The organism is Algimonas ampicilliniresistens (genome assembly GCF_030159955.1).
GTDB classification, from domain to species: domain Bacteria; phylum Pseudomonadota; class Alphaproteobacteria; order Caulobacterales; family Maricaulaceae; genus Litorimonas; species Litorimonas ampicilliniresistens.
Genome location: NZ_BSNK01000001.1, coordinates 1,606,632 through 1,622,744 on the forward strand (window position 1 = coordinate 1,606,632; position 16,113 = coordinate 1,622,744).

The following is a 16,113-nucleotide window of genomic DNA, read 5'->3' on the forward strand; positions in this document are numbered from 1 at the left end:
CCTATTTCAGTCGTTTCTGGAAAGACTAGTCTTCGGCTTTCAAGACCTGACGGCCACGATACATGCCGGATTTCAGGTCGATATGATGCGGACGACGCAATTCGCCGCTATCTTTATCCTCGACATAAGTCGGGTTTGAAAGCTTGTCGTGCGCACGGCGCATGCCGCGACGCGAGTTGCTGATCTTACTCTTAGGGACCGCCATGGTCGCCTCCGTCGTTAAAACGTAATTCGCGGCCTCCCTTTCCTCTTACAATAAGAGGTCGAAAGCCGCGTTCTTCGGCGCGCCCCATAGCGAGTCGCTATGAAGATCGCAAGCCTGTCTACCATTCGGATTCAGAACCCCGACGCCCGCTGATCCGCAATATCCAGATAGCCGAGTGCAGGAGACTCATAACGAGTATCATGGATGAACGGTAGCTCCCCTTCAGTTCGTAAGGCAGCCAACAGGCTGGAGAAATCCGTCTCATACGTAAAATCGAGTTCACCGACGATCCGGCTACCATCATAGACCCGGCCGAGGCTCTTTGGAAGACGCCAGCCTCTCTTCGCGTAAAGTCCGGTGGCATCAGGAAACATCCGCTCGATCAATGCAGACGCATCGCATTTCAGTGCAAGCGTGTCGGACCGGGAAAACGGCGTTGGTGCTGATACAATGTAGAGACCGAATTCGATATCGGTAACGGTCTCCATCGCCCGAATATGGGCGCGGCACATGTCGCGCACTGTCGCCCGGCGGTTCAACAATTCATTCGCTTTCATGTTGGGACCTGACATCAGTCGGTGCGTATCATCCTCTTCCGGAAAGAAGCGTGACGTACGCAGCACAATAGTATTGAGCCCGCGCGTGACATGATGCTGGCGACACAGATTTTCCGCGGCCAGTTTCGTCACGCCATAAATATTGCGCGGCGCATGCGGCCCGGCATCCTCATCCAACCATACCGCCTCTTCACTTGTCTCCGCGCGGATGGCTTGGTTGATCATCAAGGAGGTCGTCGAGGTAAAGACAAAACGATCAATTCCGTGCGCGACGCTAAGCTCCAGCAGATGAAGCGTTCCAGTCACATTGACATCAATGAAGGCCTGCTGTGGGTATCGTACGATGTCTGGCTTATGCAGCGCCGCGGCATGAATGACGGCGTCAAAGTCGTGCCGATTAAAGACATTCGCCAAGGTCTCGCGAGACGAAATGCTGCCGACTTCATCGGTCCAATGACTCGGCGCAATATCGAAACCAACCGGAGTATGGCCCTGTGCTTGCAGCATTGGAATGAGATGACGTCCAAGCCAACCCGATGAGCCCGTGACCAGAACCTTCATGGCCAATCTCTGATACGGCCACGCTTTGCCTTGATTTCCTGACGCCGTTTTTGAGACTTCACAGCTCTTTTGACTGAGCTTCTCGACGGGCGCGTCGGACGGCGCGGTTTGTCCCGATGCAGCGCTTTGCGAAGCAGCCCCGCAAGACGCTCCAACGCTTCGTCCTGATTGCGGTGGAAGCTGCGATGAGTATCACATTGTATCAGGATGGCTCTCTGTGACTTGGTGATGCGGCTGTCAGGATGATTGAGAACCCGCACAATGAGCCCGTCCGTCCAGCCGAACGCATCGACATAGGCACGGAGCTGCGCGGCCGAATTGGTTTTATTAACCGACTGTCCACCGGGACCAGAGCTGCGCACAGCGTCAACGCTCATCGCCTTCGCGGGCACATATAGGCCGTTTCGAATGTGAAGATCGTCCATCGCTTTCCCCTAGCATTCGCAAGAACAGACGCATATAGGAGACGTAATTTATCGATAAACAACATGGACAACTCCCATGAAAATGCGCGCTCTTCTTTTTGCTTCCACTCTGGTCCTCGCCGCCTGTGCGACCGCAACCCCTGACACTGTCGATGACAGTCTACCGTCCTTGGAGTTTGAGAAGTTCACACTTGATAATGGACTAGACGTCATCCTGCATGTTGACGAGTCTGATCCCATCGTGGCGATCAACCTCGCCGCCCATGTGGGTTCGGCCCGTGAGGTCCAAGGCAAGACAGGCTTCGCGCATCTGTTTGAACACCTCTTATTCCTGGACTCAGAAAACCTCGGCTATGGTGGGCTTGATCTGATGAATACGCGGATCGGCGGCGAAGGCACGAACGGTTTCACCACCAACGATATGACGCAGTATTTTCAGGCCGTTCCGTCAGATGCGCTTGAAAAAGTCGTCTGGGCTGAAGCGGATAAGCTTGGCTGGTTCATCAACACCGTCAACCAAAACGTCATCGACCGCGAAAAGCAGGTCGTGAAGAATGAAAAGCGCCAACGTGTCGACAATCAGCCCTATGGTCATAATTTCTACATCATCAACAAGGCCATCTACCCTGTTGGCCATCCCTATAATCACACAGTCATCGGGTCGCTCGACGATCTAGACGGCGCGACACTTGAGGACACGAAAGAGTTCTTCGCCAAATGGTACACGCCTCAGAACGTCACCGTCACGATCACCGGCGACTTTGAGCCCGCTGAAGCTCGCGAGCTCGTCGAGACATATTTCGGTGAAATTCCGGCTGGCGACGTGCAACCAGAACGCATCGTCGAAGCCGTCTCGCTGGGCGAGACAAAGAGCTACATTCACGAAGACAGTTTCGCCAAAGTGCCACAGCTAACAATGGTTTGGCCGGCGGTCGCAGAATATCACGAAGATTCCTACGCGCTCGAAGTGCTGATGACCTATCTGTCGGACGGCAAACGCGCGCCGTTTAACGAAGTCATGATTGACGAAGAACAACTGACAACAGGGGTCGGTACATTCACTTGGTTTAAAGAACTGGCAGGCGAGATTTATCTATTCGTGTCACCCAAGGCCGGCGAAGACATTGATGATCTCGTCCCCGGCATTGAGCAATCCTTTGCCCGATTTGAAGCCGACGGCATTCCTGAAGAGGCACTCGAACGGATCAAGACGGAAGCCGAAGTGGCCGTCTATGACGAAGTCCAGAGTGCGCTTGGTAAAGCCATCGCGCTGGCGGAGTATAATCTCTTCCGAGACGACCCCGGCTATCTGGACGATGATATTGCCGCCCTACGGGCTGTGACCGCCGACGATGTGATGGATGTCTATAACCGCTACATCAAAGACAAGAACTACATCGCGACCTCATTCGTGCCGAAAGGTGAGCTTGAGCTTGGCCTAGAGGGCGCGCAGACCGCGACTGTGGTTGAAGAAGTCGTGGTTCAGGGTGCAGAGGCCGATGTGCCGTATGATCCAGACGCCCGCATCTTCGAGCCAACTCCTTCTTCTTTCGACCGCACCGTCGAACCTGATTTCGGAGAGCCATACACATTGCCTATTCCGGCCATCTGGCGAGCGGAAGCTACAAACGGCTTGGACATTGTCGGCATTCAATCGAACGAAGTTCCATTGATCGAGTTCGCGATCGATTTTGATGCAGGCAAGAACCGCGCAACAGCGGATAAGCCCGGTGTGGCCGTGATGATGGGCGATCTTCTGCTCAAGGGGGCGGGTGAGCGCGATACGGCTGCTTTCGAAGACGCGCTGGGCAATCTTGGTTCCGAGATCAATGTCTTCACCAACAATCGGTTCACGACGATCCGAGGTAAGACGCTCGCGCGTAATCTCGACGCCACGGTCAATCTCGTCAACGACATGATCAATGCGCCAGCCTTCGATGCCGATGAGTTCGAAACGCTGCGCGAACAATATGCGCAAGCGTCCGTTGCGGAACAGGCGAACCCGAACTTTCTCGCCACTCAGGCTGAGGCGAAGTTGACTTACCCAGCCGATAGCGCGCTCTCAGTGGCGGGCGCGGGCACGGAGGATCAGGTTCGGTCAATCACGCTGGATGATCTCAAAGACTTCCACACCAACTATTTCGACGTTTCCACTGCGACCCTGAACATCGTTGGCGACTATAAAGAAGCAAGCGTGCTGAGTGCGTTCGGCGCGATTGCCGATCCGGTCACAGGCGATCTGACGAGTAAAGTTCGCCCAACCATGGCTGACGTCGACCAGACACGCATCTATTTCTATGATGTACCGGATTCAAAGCAGTCCGTCATTCGTCTGGCGCGTCCTGCCCTCACCTCTACAGACCCGGAATATGCCCGTCTTGAAGCGCTCAACTTCCCGCTCGGTGCGATTTACACGTCCAAGCTGATGACCGAACTTCGGGTCAATAAAGGCTACACTTACGGAATCCGGTCCGGCGCAACCGGCGATAAGGATTTAGGCTCATTCGTCGTACGGACGTCCGTCCGCACCAATGCGACCAAGGAAAGCCTCGAAATCATTCGCGATATTGTCGGTGAGCATGGCCGCAATATGACAGAGGCGGAGTTGGCAGAGTTGAAAGAGTCCCTGATGCGCGGTCAGGCGCTCAAAACGGAGACACTCGGCGATAAGTTGGGCCTCGTCCAAGACATCAGCCGCAATGACCTTCCTGCCGACATTCGCGCGCAGGAAATGGCGCGGGTTCAGTCTATGACCCTCGACGACGCCTTGGCCCTCTCTAGCGCGCATATGCGCCCAGATGCTATGCGGATCGTCATTGTTGGGGATGCTGCCAGCCAGAAAGAGCGGCTAGCTGATCTGGGCTATGAGATCATTGATCTGAACTAGGCCTTTCGAAGCGAGGCCTATCACTGGCCTCGCTTTGCTAGCAGAGCGTGAGACAAAATATGAACTTAGGCTTCGTGAATCGATGGCTCTGTCTCACTGCCATCTTCAGCTTGCTCGGAGCCTGTTCCACGACAGGAAACGACGCCCGACCAGATCTCGTTTCCGCGATACCGATGGAGCAAAGTCTGGACCAATTGTCCGACGACTTCGACGCTGGCGAATGGCCCGGTGTGACATCCATGACGATCACGGTTGATGGCGACTTGTTGATCGAAGAATACTCATCCGACGTCTCGACTGATGACACGCATGACCTGCGCTCAGCCACGAAAAGCGTTACGGCCATTCTGATTGGCGAACTGATTGAGGACGGACTCATTTCGTCGGTGGATCAACCCGTAGCGAAGTTGATTCCACACCGTTTCAGCTCGTTCGATTCCCGCGACCTAAAACGCCAAATTACCGTCAAAGACATGCTGACTATGCGCAGCGGCATGGCTTGCGACGACTGGGTTCCAGCCTCACTGGGCCAGGAAGATAAGATGTATGAAACGCCCGATTGGGTGGCATTTTTTCTATCGCAACCCAGAGCCCACGAACGCGGAAAGCATTTCAGCTACTGCACCGGCGGAGTCGTCCTGCTGGGTGAATTGATAACCGATCTATCCGGAATGAGCGTCTCAGATTTCGCAACTGAAAGATTGTTCGAGCCGCTCGGCATATCATCAGCCAAGTGGGCAGACACGCCGACCGGTGGAACAGATACGGGCGGTCACCTAGAAATGACGGCTGCTGATTTTCACAGGCTCGGCGTCACACTGCTGGACGGAAATCCGGAGATCATCTCACCCGATTGGTTTGATGAGATGGTTGGCTATCAGACGGATGTCTATGAACGCCGATCAACCTATGGCTATTTGTGGTGGCGCGACCGCGTTGAAATGGATGGCCGGACGCTCGATTATCACTATGCGCATGGCAATGGCGGCAACTTCATTTTCGCCGTGCCGGACCTCGGCCTTGTCGCCTCTTTTACCGGCACAAATTTCGGATCGAGGCTGCAGTTCCAGCCTGTGTCAATCTTGCAGGATCGCATCATTCCAGCTGTGATGGACGGACTACCGTCGAGCAAGACCGAATAAAACTCGCTACCCTGCAGGGTCGGACATCGCTTCCATATTCGCGTCCGCTTGACGGATCGCTGCTTCCATGCGGTCTTCCGCGCTTTGCAGGTTTTTTTTCGGATCCTGGTAGAAGGCCGTCAGCTTCATGATGTTAAGGAAGGTCTTGTTGAGCACCCGCCCACCTAGTTTCATCGGGCGATCGAAATCGAACAATAGGATCACGCGTTCTTCGTCGGTTTCGTTCCACACTTCATGCTCATACGTGTCGTCAAACACGAAAATTTCGCCTTCTTTCCACGCCGTGATCGTATCATCGACGCGAATGCGGCACTTCTCTCGGTCTTTTGGAATGATCAGGCCTAGATGGCTGCGTAAAATGCCCTTGGTCACGCCTTTATGGGCGGGAATATGATAGCCCGGCGCAAGGATTGAGAACATTGCGGTCTGAAGGTTGGGGACGCCTGATAAAATATCGGCCGTTTTTGGCGTCAGCTTCGTATTTGTCTCCATCCGTTGACCAAAACCGTAGAGAATGAAGGTCTTCCAATGCTTGGCTTTGGATAGTCGGTATTGGTCGGGCGAGAGTTCGTGAAACGCCGGAATATCGTCGCGGAAAGCAAGCACGGCTTGCGCTTCCTCGCGGATCACTTCCCAATTATCGGTGAAAGCTTTCAGCCACGGAAAATGCGAATTGTCGATCTTTGGCGTGTCTGGAACCTTGGATTGCGACGACTGGAACCCAGCAATTTTGCGGACCAGCTTCTTCCCCGTCTTCTTGATGAAGGCGCGGCGCGTTTTTTTTAGGTGTTCGGGTTTTTCGACAGGATCGGTCATGGCGCCGCCACTTAGGACAGCAGGCCCGGCCCGTCCATCATGTAGTTCCGTGTCGGCGGCAGCGCATGCACATCTTTGGTGAGCTGAATTTGGAAGTTCATATGCTTGCCATAAAGGAACGAGAATTCTGAAATGACCAAGTAAAACTCCCACATTCGCGCGAAACGCTCATCTTTCATCGCTACGACGGCGTCGCGATTAGCCTGAAACCGCTTCTCCCATTCTGCTAATGTCCACGCATAGTGCAGCCGCAGAATTTCCATATCCGTGACCCACAGACCGGCCTTTTCAATCTCAGCATAAGTTTCAGACAAAGCGGGGCTATAGCCGCCGGGGAAGATGTATTTGCGGATCCACTTACCCGTCGTTCCGGGACCGCCTTTACGTCCGATTGAATGGACAAGCGCACAACCATCATCCGTCAGCACATCGCGAATTTGACCGAAAAATTCTGCATAATGCCCGACTCCGACATGTTCGAACATACCGACCGAGACAACACGATCATAAGGTCCCTTGCAATCGCGGTAATCCTGCAACCGGATCTCGACCCGGTCTTGAAGTCCCGCAGCTTCGACACGTTCTCGCGCTAAGGCATACTGATCATTGGACAGAGTGACCCCGACCACCTGAACATCGTGTTCTTTAGCGAGGTGCATCGCCATACCACCCCAGCCGCAACCAATATCAAGAACACGATGTCCGTGCTCTAACCTCAACTTGGCGGCAATATGGCGTTTTTTGGCAAGCTGGGCCTGTTCCAACGTCATGCCGTATTCGGGCCAGTACGCGCAGCTATATTGCATGTCTTCATCAAGGAAGAGCCGATAAAGATCGTTGGAGAGATCGTAATGGGCTTCGACATTCTTCGACGACGCCTCACGCTTATTCCGCTGCATCGTCCGACGGAACGTTTTCTGCACCCGCTTTATCCGTTGTCGAACTGGGCCTTTGCGCAACCCATCTCGATTGTGTGCAAACACCTCTAAAAAGCCACGAATGCCGCCGTCTTCGACGATCAATGTACCGTCCATATAGGCTTCGCCAGCATAGAGTTCAGGATTCAGAAACAAGCGACGATAGAGTTTTGGATCAGTCAACCGAACGGTCGCCGACGGCTCACCACCCGGTCCGTAATCGTGGCGGGCGCCTTTATGATCAATAATGGTCAGCCGCCCGGTTGTCACGAAACGGCGCATCATTGCGTCTAACAGTCTCATGTGAATAGCCTACTGCCCTTAGAGCAGAGGTCCAAATCACAAAATTGAGTGCCTCTATTCAGCCGCCATGAGCTCAGGCTCCAATGCAGCCTCGCGTCGGAGCCACTCGACGATCGCATCAGCCGCCTTTTCAGATGACCGACCTGTTTCGAGATCAAATGTGTCAGCAAAAGCTAAGTTTTGGGCCGGTAGATAGTCGGGATGTGTATGCTCGGCCGCGCGAACGGTTTCTATCAATCGGCTGGTATCGTCCAAAACGGGCCCTGTGGTCCAATTTAGATAGAGCGGATTGCCTCTCCACTCTGCCTCATGGCTGTTGAGGAAAATCGTCGGACGCCGTTCATGCAAAAACTCATAAATCTGCGACGACACGTCCCCAATGTAGATATCGGCAGCGCGCGTGTAGGTCATGTCGACACTGCGCGGGCTACCAAGGTCGACATGGATGTTAGGCAGATCTAGGAATCGTTTAGGCAGCTGTTTGCGGCGGCGCACGCGTTTATATTCGACCGATGTGTGGATCTTGCGCTGAAAGATCATGATATGGGGCGCAAAAATCAAATTGATATCAGGGGTTTCTGCGAACGCATCCAGTACGTCCTCACCCATTATGTACCAGCTCGATAAATGCGGGTCGAAATGTGGGTTATACAGAACCACCGGATTATCATTGTCGAACAGTTTCGGCACGCCATCATGCGGCACAAAGTCGAATTTAGGATAACCAGCCACAGCATACTCGCCATCGCGAACCAGCCCGTGTTCTTTGTGTCTTTTCTCGTCCTTTTCACCCGCCACTAAGACGAAATCAAAATCTCGAATCGACGTTTTTTGCGCGACCGCACGATCTCCAGCACCGTGATGCGTCAAAACGAACTTCAAATGATCCAAGCCGAACTGCTTCTTCAGAAGAAGGCTGGTGCTTTCTGGAACCACGAACACGTCGAATTGAGCCAGCGTGTCGAGGTTTTCCTGAAGAACGGAGAGACGACGCGCCGGAGCCACAGCATTGGCGGCGCGACGAATGCCACGATCCGCCTTTGTCGTATCCAATTCAACAAACTGTGCCTCTCGACACAGGTCTGGCCCCAACCCGGACAGAACGAGAGCTTTCTGCTCCTGTGTTGAGGTTAGGACGGTGACATCAACATCCGGATGTCGGACGAGTATCTCGCGAAGGATAGGCGCCGTGTGGGGCACTTGATGCGGAACTTCATGATTATAGAGAAACGCAACCTTGAGCGGCGATCCGTCAAATTTTTCGAGTAGCTGAGACATAAGGCGCGGGACTTAGAACAAGCCGCGAACGGCTAACACTCACAACCTGTTTCATTTCTTTCACATTTTCGTCACTCAGCCACAGGAATAAATCCGCTTTCCTGCTCTGACCAAGTCTGAATGGGCAGGTTCAAAGCTTCTGCATCCGTGCGTGTTTTGGGTTTTGGGTCAACAACAATGGTTCGGTCCATGATCGGCAAGAGAGCAAAATCCGCACGACTATCCGTGTAAAAAACCATGGGTCCCGAAAGTCCTTTTTCCGAAAGATAGGCCTCAACAGCCTGGCGTTTGGCCTCGCCGTAACAATTCTCGCTCGCGAAGTGGTCTTCCAAACGGTCCCCGTCCCAAGCCATCTCTGTGCAAACGAACCCGTCGACATCCAGACGTTTTGCAATTGGCTCAACAACCAAATCGACCGCCGCTGAAGCGATCAACACATGATCGCCCCGGGCTTTATGATACGCCAGCGCTGCTCGCCCGCCGGGCCGCAAGCCGTCCCGAACCTCTGAGTCTGCAAAGGCGTCAGCCATCGCGACCAATTCAGATCGCGATCGGCGCATCAGGCTCCACCGCATCATGGACCGTTTGACCGCTCCGCGAGGTCGACGGCCTGCCTTATATTCAATCTGGTCGCGGATCGTTTCGTAGAGAAGCGGGATCCAGAACCACGGCCGGGTCCTGACCGTTCGCCAGACGAACCGGCCCCATGTCCCACGCTGCGTCAGCGTATAATCAAGGTCAAAAATGGCAATCATTCGCAGGGCGCACGGTTCAATTTTGAAAGGGTGCGCGTGACCAGCAGCACAACAGCAATCAGGGCTACACTATAGCCGAAGAGCCAGGCCCAGCCTGTGCCGATCTCTCCCAGCCAGTTCGTCAGGACGATAAAACTGACAACGTAGGCAATAATTCCGGCGGCACGCGCATAGATGGCGCGTTCCGGCTTTCCGACTGCGTAAAAGACGGGATAGAGCGGGGCAACTGCCGCAAATACCGCTGCACCTAATACGAGCAGCACGGCCAAATTGACGGCCCCAGCATAGTCCGGCCCAAGAACGGAATCGACCGCGATCGGACCTAACCAATAAACAAGCGCTGCAATTGCCAAGCCTGCGCCCAGTGCCACGGCACTGGCTTTACTCACTAAACGTAGAATTTGCCCCCCCTGCCCCGCCGCGACAATGCGCGCCAATTCCGGATAGATAACTTGGTCCAGCAGTTTGACGCCCTCTGAGAGAAGGCGGGCGATCTCTTCGGCAATTTTATAAACAGCAACGAAGACGGGGCCGAAAACCCCCATGACCAAGAGCACAGGAAGGTGTGAGAAGCCCGCCGCCAATGAGCTGTCCACATAGGCTTTGGAGGCGAAAACCCAGAGCCCTCTGCGAGGATGCATGAGATTGATTTTTGCGTTCAAAGCTGGCTTTAATAGGCCGCGTTTCGCCAATTCGGACAGACCTAAAGCGATGATCACCAAGTAGCGGGCCAATGCACCGAGATACCAAGCCGCGATAAAGCCGATCATGCCCCATCCCTGATAAGCCACGACTAGCACACCGATGAGACGGACGGCTGGCATCACCAGCCAAGCAACGGCCAGACCTCGAAATCGGTCAAACAGTCGCAAAACGCCCGTACTCATGCCGATTTGTTGGAACAGAACGACCGTACAATAGACGGCAACGAGACCAAAGAGTTTGGTGAGGTCAATCTGATCATAACCGGGCCAGAAATCTGGGAAGGCTTGCACAACCCCGACGAAAGCCCCGAACAAGGCAATAGACCCGATATAGGCTAGCACTACAGAGACCGCATCGAGCGTCGCGGCAAATTTCACCAGACGCGCGAAAGACGCCCCATCTTTTGCTTCAACATCATCAGACCCGAAACGAATCACGGCCTGCCATGGCTGGAACGTCATCATTTCGGCAAAGAACAGCATGTAAGCGTGTAAAAAAATCACGATGCCGAACTCAGCCTGACTATCGAGAGCCCGCGCGGTGACGACAAGGCTGATCAGCCCAAGCAAGGCGCCAATGGCTTTCGCCCCGAATAGGAGCGATGCATTGGAAGCGATCCGCGACCCGACGGTTCGCGTGCAATGGATCGACATGTCCATTATTTGCGCGCCGCAATGATGTCTTCGACAAGCGCCAAATCAGCAGGTTTATCGACGTCGATTGCCGCTTCGGCAAACGGCAATAGTACCGGTTCAGCTGTGATCTGAAGCTTCTTAGAGACTGCGGCAAATGCCCCCGCAAGGCTCAGTCTTCCAGACGCATATTTGATACCTAAACCTAGGCCGACCGTTTTCGCCAGTTTCAACGGGTCTTTGCGGAAATCCTGCGCCGTCTGCCAGAACCGGATCGCCTCAAGCGCGCGGTCATTGGCCAGATAGAACAGATTGCATCCACTCACCGCTTGATCCGCAAACCGCAAGTAAGTCCGTTTTGTGGCTGGATAGGCAGATTGAATAACGGCCTCCGTCGCCAATCCGACAGTAAAGTCTGCACCGGAGGCTTGTGAGTATTGGATAAAGGTATCGACCATTTCGCTCGTCAGCAAAGCATGATCACAGGTCGTCAGCAGAGCCGGAAACGCCCCGCCTGACGCCGCCATTAATGCACTATCCGCTGGCCCTCGCCCTCCCGGCACTAAGTCAAAACCGTCTCGCTCCTTGGGGTATCCTGACAAGAAAAAGGGCTCAGCCACTTTCGCGCCACGTAAAGCCTGGGCGACACGCTCAACCATCGCCATGCCGCCAACGGGAATGTCAGCCTTGAACACGACTCCTGCATGCTCGCATAGCGCATCCGGACCAGGGCGCTGTCCCGCCAGAATGATTGCGCGAACGCTCAAAGCTCAGCCTCGACCATGCGGTATGTCTTATAAAGGTCCGCCCCGACCAGTTCGCAGATCGCGCTCATGCTGCGATTGCCTTCTAGGATCCAAGACAGCTCACACTGCGTAAACCCTTGTGCTTGACCCGCATCGAATGCGTCTGAACAAATTTTGGTTGTCAGAGCCACGCCCCGGCGACCTTTGTGGAATTTCCGCTTTAGACCCATCAAGGGCACGCGGCCTTTGCTGACTTTTTTAGCCTTGATCCGGTAGAGAAGCTTGGCCCATCCGAAGGGTAAAAGACGACCATCGAGCCCTTTGACGACCTCATTCAAATCCGGAATCATCCAAATGAATGTGGCCGGTTCGCCATCGATGAAGCCGATCTGAAACCCAGTCTTGAACATGATGGGCCTCATTTCTTTGGCCATATGTTCGAATTGCTCTTCAGAGAACGGTATGAAGCCCCAATTTTCTGACCAAGCATCGTTGAAAATCTCTCGGGCCATTCGAACATCGCCGAGGAAATCTTTCGTGTTCATCGTTCGCCACGTCAGCCCCGGATCGGACTCAGCCTTAGCTCGCAGCCCTTCAACCAACTTGCCCTTGGGGGCACCGTCGTTGAGATCAGCGTTGTAGGCATAGAGATCGACAGCTTTAGAGAAACCATTGCGCTCGATAGCCTCCAACTGATGCGGATGTCCGTAAGGCATCATAACCGCTGGCGGATGATCAAACCCATCAACCAGCAATCCCACTTCCTCATTCACGCTCCACATTGCTGGACCAATGAGCTGTGTCCGTCCCTGCGCACGTGCCCAGTCTTTCGCTGCCTTCAACAAAGCATCGGCTAAGGGCGCAGAACTCTCGCAATCGAAATAACCGAAAAACGCCGAATCTGTGCCGTGAAGCCCATCATGCGCCGCATTTAGAAAAGCTGCGATTCGCCCGATCGCGCGACCGTTTCGTCTCGCGATGAAGAACCGAGTCGTCAGAGCGCGAGAAGCCGGGTTTTTGTGGCTCAGTTGCGCTTTACGTTCCATACGCAATGGCGCGCGCCAATGAGGCTCACCTTTGTAAAGAGCATAAGGGAGCGCGACGAAGTCAGCATCCGCCTGATCAGATTCGCTTATTATGAATGACGCATCCGTCATACGAGCCCACTTGGTGTCATCAGTAAAGGGGCGCTTTGGCGACCGAACCTAGCCTAGGTCAACCAGATTGATGACAATGTCGCGGCCATCACTCGGAACCTCGAAACGCGTTTCTTCCCATTTCGGAAGACGTAGCGACTTTATTTCGGGGTTATTCGACAGGCCGTAGGGCTCTTTGGGTGTGAAATTCCATTTCTTGTCGAACTTCCGATCCCCATCAATGTCGTGATAACCGACGACGGCATACTCACCTGGGCCAGGTACATGGAAGCAGACCCGCATTGGGCCATCATCTGCAGGAACACGAATGCGACGGAGTTTACCGGATCGCTTCATGAAGTTCTGCTCACCAAATAGCTCGAGTTTCAGGATGCCTTCTTTGCTGACATTGTTCACAGTCACCCGAATCTGATGATAGCCCAAGATACAGCGATCTGCGGCGTCACGGTCATAAAGCTCTAACCCACGCTCGATTCCGAGCGCTGATAGAGGTTCAGGCACATCATCATCATCGGCAGCAGCAGCTGTAGCGGCGAGGCTAAAAGCGCCCACACCAATCAGTGAAACACCGCGGATGAATTTCCAGTAGGGTCTGTTCGTACGATTTGCGTTGATCATGGCTTTTCAATAGGCCCCGTGCGATGAGCCCTGCATGAACCATTTCATGCTGGACGCAGTCTGGATATGGGGCAGTTCGGTCATTATCAAAATGTGGATCGCAGGAATCGTTTGGGTCGTCTAAACACATATCTTTTCAAAAAAGCGTCGATTGCGATCGGCGGTCTTGTGGTGTTCGCCTGTTGCGTCCTCCTGCTTGAACGTTTGCTGCGTATTTTCGAAGTTGTCACGACATCGACAAAACCGGCGTCTGATGCCTCTAACATGATCGTGTCACTGTTGCCCTATTATCTGGGCATTGCAGTTCCAATGGCGTTAATGCTGGGTACGATTATTACAGTTGATCGGTTTTCACGCTCATCTGAACTGACGGCCGCACTCGGGGCGGGCGTTTCTTTAACCCATATGACTCGGCCTTTTCTCGCGATTGCTACGATTCTAGCAGTCGGATCGATCTTGATTGAAGGCTGGCTGCAACCCCTCGGACGCTATCAATACCGAACTGTAGAAAACACCGTCAAACAGACCAGCTTCACTGCGGCGTTGCGCGAAGGCACATTTACGACAGTTGGATCCCGGACATTTTTCGGTGGAACAGATAAACCTGATGCCGGGATTGGACCGATTTTCATCTATGAAGCGGTCTCTGAAAACGGCCAGCAGACCGGCTTTCGCCTGACGACCGCCAAAGAAGGCGAACTCATCGTCCGCGAAGAGACCGGCGCCCCCGTACTGCAATTGGGTTCGGGCCGCGCTTACCAGATTCTGGACAATAACCGCCTGTCTGGCGATCTCGGTTTTGGCGGATCATCCATTGCGGGCGCAGCGACGGTCGTTCCATTCCGGGCCCGGGGCAATGATGAGCGAGAGCTGACATCGTCAGAACTGTTCAAAAATCGAAAGGGCGACCTACGGACAGAGATCGACCGAAATACGAATAATGCCGCGTTACATCTTCGAATTGCGCGAACGGCCCTTCTGTTCATTCTACCTTTTATCGCCGTACCCTTCGGTTTGAATTACGGTCGCAATCCTTCCTCGGCAGGAATTTTTGTCGGCGTTGTCTTCCTCGTCTCCCTGCAAAAAGGTTTGGAATTCGCGCAATCGCTCGGCGCGGCTGGTAAGATTCCCCCTTGGCTTGGCATTTGGGGGTTAATCGCAGCTCTTACGATCTTTGCTGCGATTATCTTCCGCAAGAGCGCGTTCAAGATGGGGCAGCCACCCCTCACATCGTTCGCGCAATGGGTCAGTCACATGCAGGGGCGGATACGCTCGATTCTCAAACAAGTTCGAGACCGTCTGCGCGGCACGATGGAGGGGCGTCGTGTTTAAGTTTTCCCTCTACCTCTCCAAATCCTTTTTGTTCACTTGGCTCACCGTTGTCTTTGGCTTTCTCGTTCTGATCGGGCTGCTGGATAGTCTGGCCAATGGCGCCGACATTGTTGCGAGCGGTGAAGGGTTCAAAGGTACGTTCAAATATATGGCGCTCCGCGCGCCTGTTATCTTCGACCGGATATTCGTGTTCACTCTCGTGGTTGCGATCTTGCTGACCTATGTGAAATTAATCCGCCAGCATGAGCTAGTGGCCCTGCTTGGGTTTGGGATTAGCGCAACTCGTCAGGTTCTTCTGCTCGTGCCGGTCGTATTCGGCGCGGCACTGCTGTCCATCACTTTCATCGACTACACAGTGGCCCCCGCCGTTCGCGCGCTACAAGCTTGGGGAATCGGTGAGTATAAGATCAAGAACATCACGCCCGACAATCCATTATGGCTGGAAGACAATGGCGCGATCGTGCGCGCGATTGACCGGGAATCTTACGAGACACTCGCAAAGATCGAAATTTTCCAACGCAATGAGCTGGGTGAAGTTGACTCGATTATTTGGGCTGACCGAGCGACCTATACAGGTGAAGGATGGATGCTTGATGGGGTCCGTCGCTTGGACGTTAAAGGCGCAGACGGCGAACCTCGCGAATCTAACACCGTAGATGGGGCTGCTGTTTGGACGACGTCACAAACACCCAAATCAATCGCCCGCCTTGCCGCTGAACCGCGCGACCTGTCCTTGTCTGAAATGCGGGACTTTATGAAGCCCGGCAATAGTGGGGCAAAACCGTCCTTTGCCTATGGGTTTTGGCACGCCCATCGCCTCACCCGACCCTTAGCGGCGTTGATTCTTTTGATTGCTTGCGCAGCACTGATGCAACGAACCGGACGGGAAGATACGGGCGACCGGACACTTATTTTAGGTATCACACTCGGCTTTGTCTTTTTGATTATCGACGGTGCCATGGCGACCTTCGCGGCTTCGGGTGGCATCGCCGTCACGCCTGCTATTGCTATGCCTTTATTAGCCTTTGGTCTGCTTTCAGCGTTTCTGCTGACCCGGACTGAGGCGCTATAGCCCGC

At 54.0% G+C, this 16,113-nt stretch carries 15 protein-coding genes; 4 read left to right on the forward strand and 11 right to left on the reverse strand.

The features are described 5' to 3' along the window. Positions 1-25: 25 nt before the first annotated feature. The 3 genes from rpmF to arfB all read right to left on the reverse strand — a co-directional run bounded on the left by rpmF (position 26) and on the right by arfB (position 1,748). Positions 26-205, reverse strand: coding sequence for a 50S ribosomal protein L32 (rpmF, locus tag QQL54_RS07670; RefSeq protein ID WP_284389279.1), 180 nt, complete (start codon positions 203-205; stop codon positions 26-28). A 131-nt stretch (positions 206-336) separates the two neighbouring features. Beyond that, a complete protein-coding gene (locus tag QQL54_RS07675) occupies positions 337-1,323 on the reverse strand; it encodes an NAD-dependent epimerase/dehydratase family protein (protein WP_284389281.1) in 987 nt (328 codons plus the stop codon). Continuing rightward, a complete protein-coding gene (gene arfB, locus QQL54_RS07680; RefSeq protein WP_284389284.1) occupies positions 1,320-1,748 on the reverse strand; it encodes an alternative ribosome rescue aminoacyl-tRNA hydrolase ArfB in 429 nt (142 codons plus the stop codon). The genes QQL54_RS07675 and arfB overlap by 4 nt, the downstream gene beginning before the upstream one ends. Positions 1,749-1,824: 76 nt before the next feature. On the opposite strand from arfB, the gene QQL54_RS07685 reads away from it, so the two are divergent. Both QQL54_RS07685 and QQL54_RS07690 read left to right on the forward strand, forming a co-directional pair. Next, the gene (locus tag QQL54_RS07685) at positions 1,825-4,635 is read left to right on the forward strand and encodes a M16 family metallopeptidase (RefSeq protein ID WP_284389286.1); all 2,811 of its coding nucleotides are present in this window, start codon (positions 1,825-1,827) and stop codon (positions 4,633-4,635) included. Positions 4,636-4,694: 59 nt separating this feature from the next. Continuing rightward, positions 4,695-5,777 (forward strand): serine hydrolase domain-containing protein, encoded by a 1,083-nt coding sequence (locus QQL54_RS07690; RefSeq protein WP_284389292.1) that lies wholly within the window; start codon positions 4,695-4,697, stop codon positions 5,775-5,777. A 6-nt stretch (positions 5,778-5,783) separates the two neighbouring features. Here the strand turns inward: QQL54_RS07690 and QQL54_RS07695 are convergent, their stop codons facing one another. The 8 genes from QQL54_RS07695 to QQL54_RS07730 form a co-directional block, all read right to left on the reverse strand. Continuing rightward, positions 5,784-6,593 (reverse strand): aspartyl/asparaginyl beta-hydroxylase domain-containing protein, encoded by an 810-nt coding sequence (locus QQL54_RS07695; RefSeq protein ID WP_284389294.1) that lies wholly within the window; start codon positions 6,591-6,593, stop codon positions 5,784-5,786. A gap of 11 nt (positions 6,594-6,604) precedes the next feature. After that, entirely contained in the window at positions 6,605-7,813 is a 1,209-nt protein-coding gene (locus QQL54_RS07700; RefSeq protein ID WP_284389297.1) for an SAM-dependent methyltransferase, read from the reverse strand. 54 nt (positions 7,814-7,867) lie between these two features. Further along, positions 7,868-9,091 (reverse strand): CDP-glycerol glycerophosphotransferase family protein, encoded by a 1,224-nt coding sequence (locus QQL54_RS07705; protein ID WP_284389298.1) that lies wholly within the window; start codon positions 9,089-9,091, stop codon positions 7,868-7,870. 71 nt (positions 9,092-9,162) lie between these two features. Next, positions 9,163-9,846 (reverse strand): HAD family hydrolase, encoded by a 684-nt coding sequence (locus QQL54_RS07710; protein WP_284389300.1) that lies wholly within the window; start codon positions 9,844-9,846, stop codon positions 9,163-9,165. Further along, a complete protein-coding gene (locus tag QQL54_RS07715; RefSeq protein WP_284389302.1) occupies positions 9,843-11,210 on the reverse strand; it encodes a lipopolysaccharide biosynthesis protein in 1,368 nt (455 codons plus the stop codon). Before QQL54_RS07715 ends, QQL54_RS07710 begins: the two co-directional genes overlap by 4 nt. Further along, the gene (locus QQL54_RS07720) at positions 11,210-11,950 is read right to left on the reverse strand and encodes a nucleotidyltransferase family protein (RefSeq protein WP_284389304.1); all 741 of its coding nucleotides are present in this window, start codon (positions 11,948-11,950) and stop codon (positions 11,210-11,212) included. Before QQL54_RS07720 ends, QQL54_RS07715 begins: the two co-directional genes overlap by 1 nt. Next, positions 11,947-13,086: a hypothetical protein gene (locus QQL54_RS07725; RefSeq protein ID WP_284389305.1), complete on the reverse strand. Its 1,140-nt coding sequence runs from the start codon at positions 13,084-13,086 to the stop codon at positions 11,947-11,949. The genes QQL54_RS07720 and QQL54_RS07725 overlap by 4 nt, the downstream gene beginning before the upstream one ends. Positions 13,087-13,134: 48 nt before the next feature. Continuing rightward, a complete protein-coding gene (locus QQL54_RS07730) occupies positions 13,135-13,704 on the reverse strand; it encodes a DUF2141 domain-containing protein (protein WP_284389306.1) in 570 nt (189 codons plus the stop codon). 111 nt (positions 13,705-13,815) lie between these two features. Between QQL54_RS07730 and QQL54_RS07735 the strand changes: the two genes are divergently transcribed. Both QQL54_RS07735 and QQL54_RS07740 read left to right on the forward strand, forming a co-directional pair. Further along, positions 13,816-15,036 carry an LptF/LptG family permease gene (locus tag QQL54_RS07735; RefSeq protein ID WP_284389307.1) on the forward strand — a complete coding sequence of 407 codons (1,221 nt, stop codon included), beginning with the start codon at positions 13,816-13,818 and terminating at the stop codon, positions 15,034-15,036. Next, positions 15,029-16,108 carry an LptF/LptG family permease gene (locus QQL54_RS07740; RefSeq protein ID WP_284389308.1) on the forward strand — a complete coding sequence of 360 codons (1,080 nt, stop codon included), beginning with the start codon at positions 15,029-15,031 and terminating at the stop codon, positions 16,106-16,108. Before QQL54_RS07735 ends, QQL54_RS07740 begins: the two co-directional genes overlap by 8 nt. Positions 16,109-16,113: the final 5 nt, after the last annotated feature.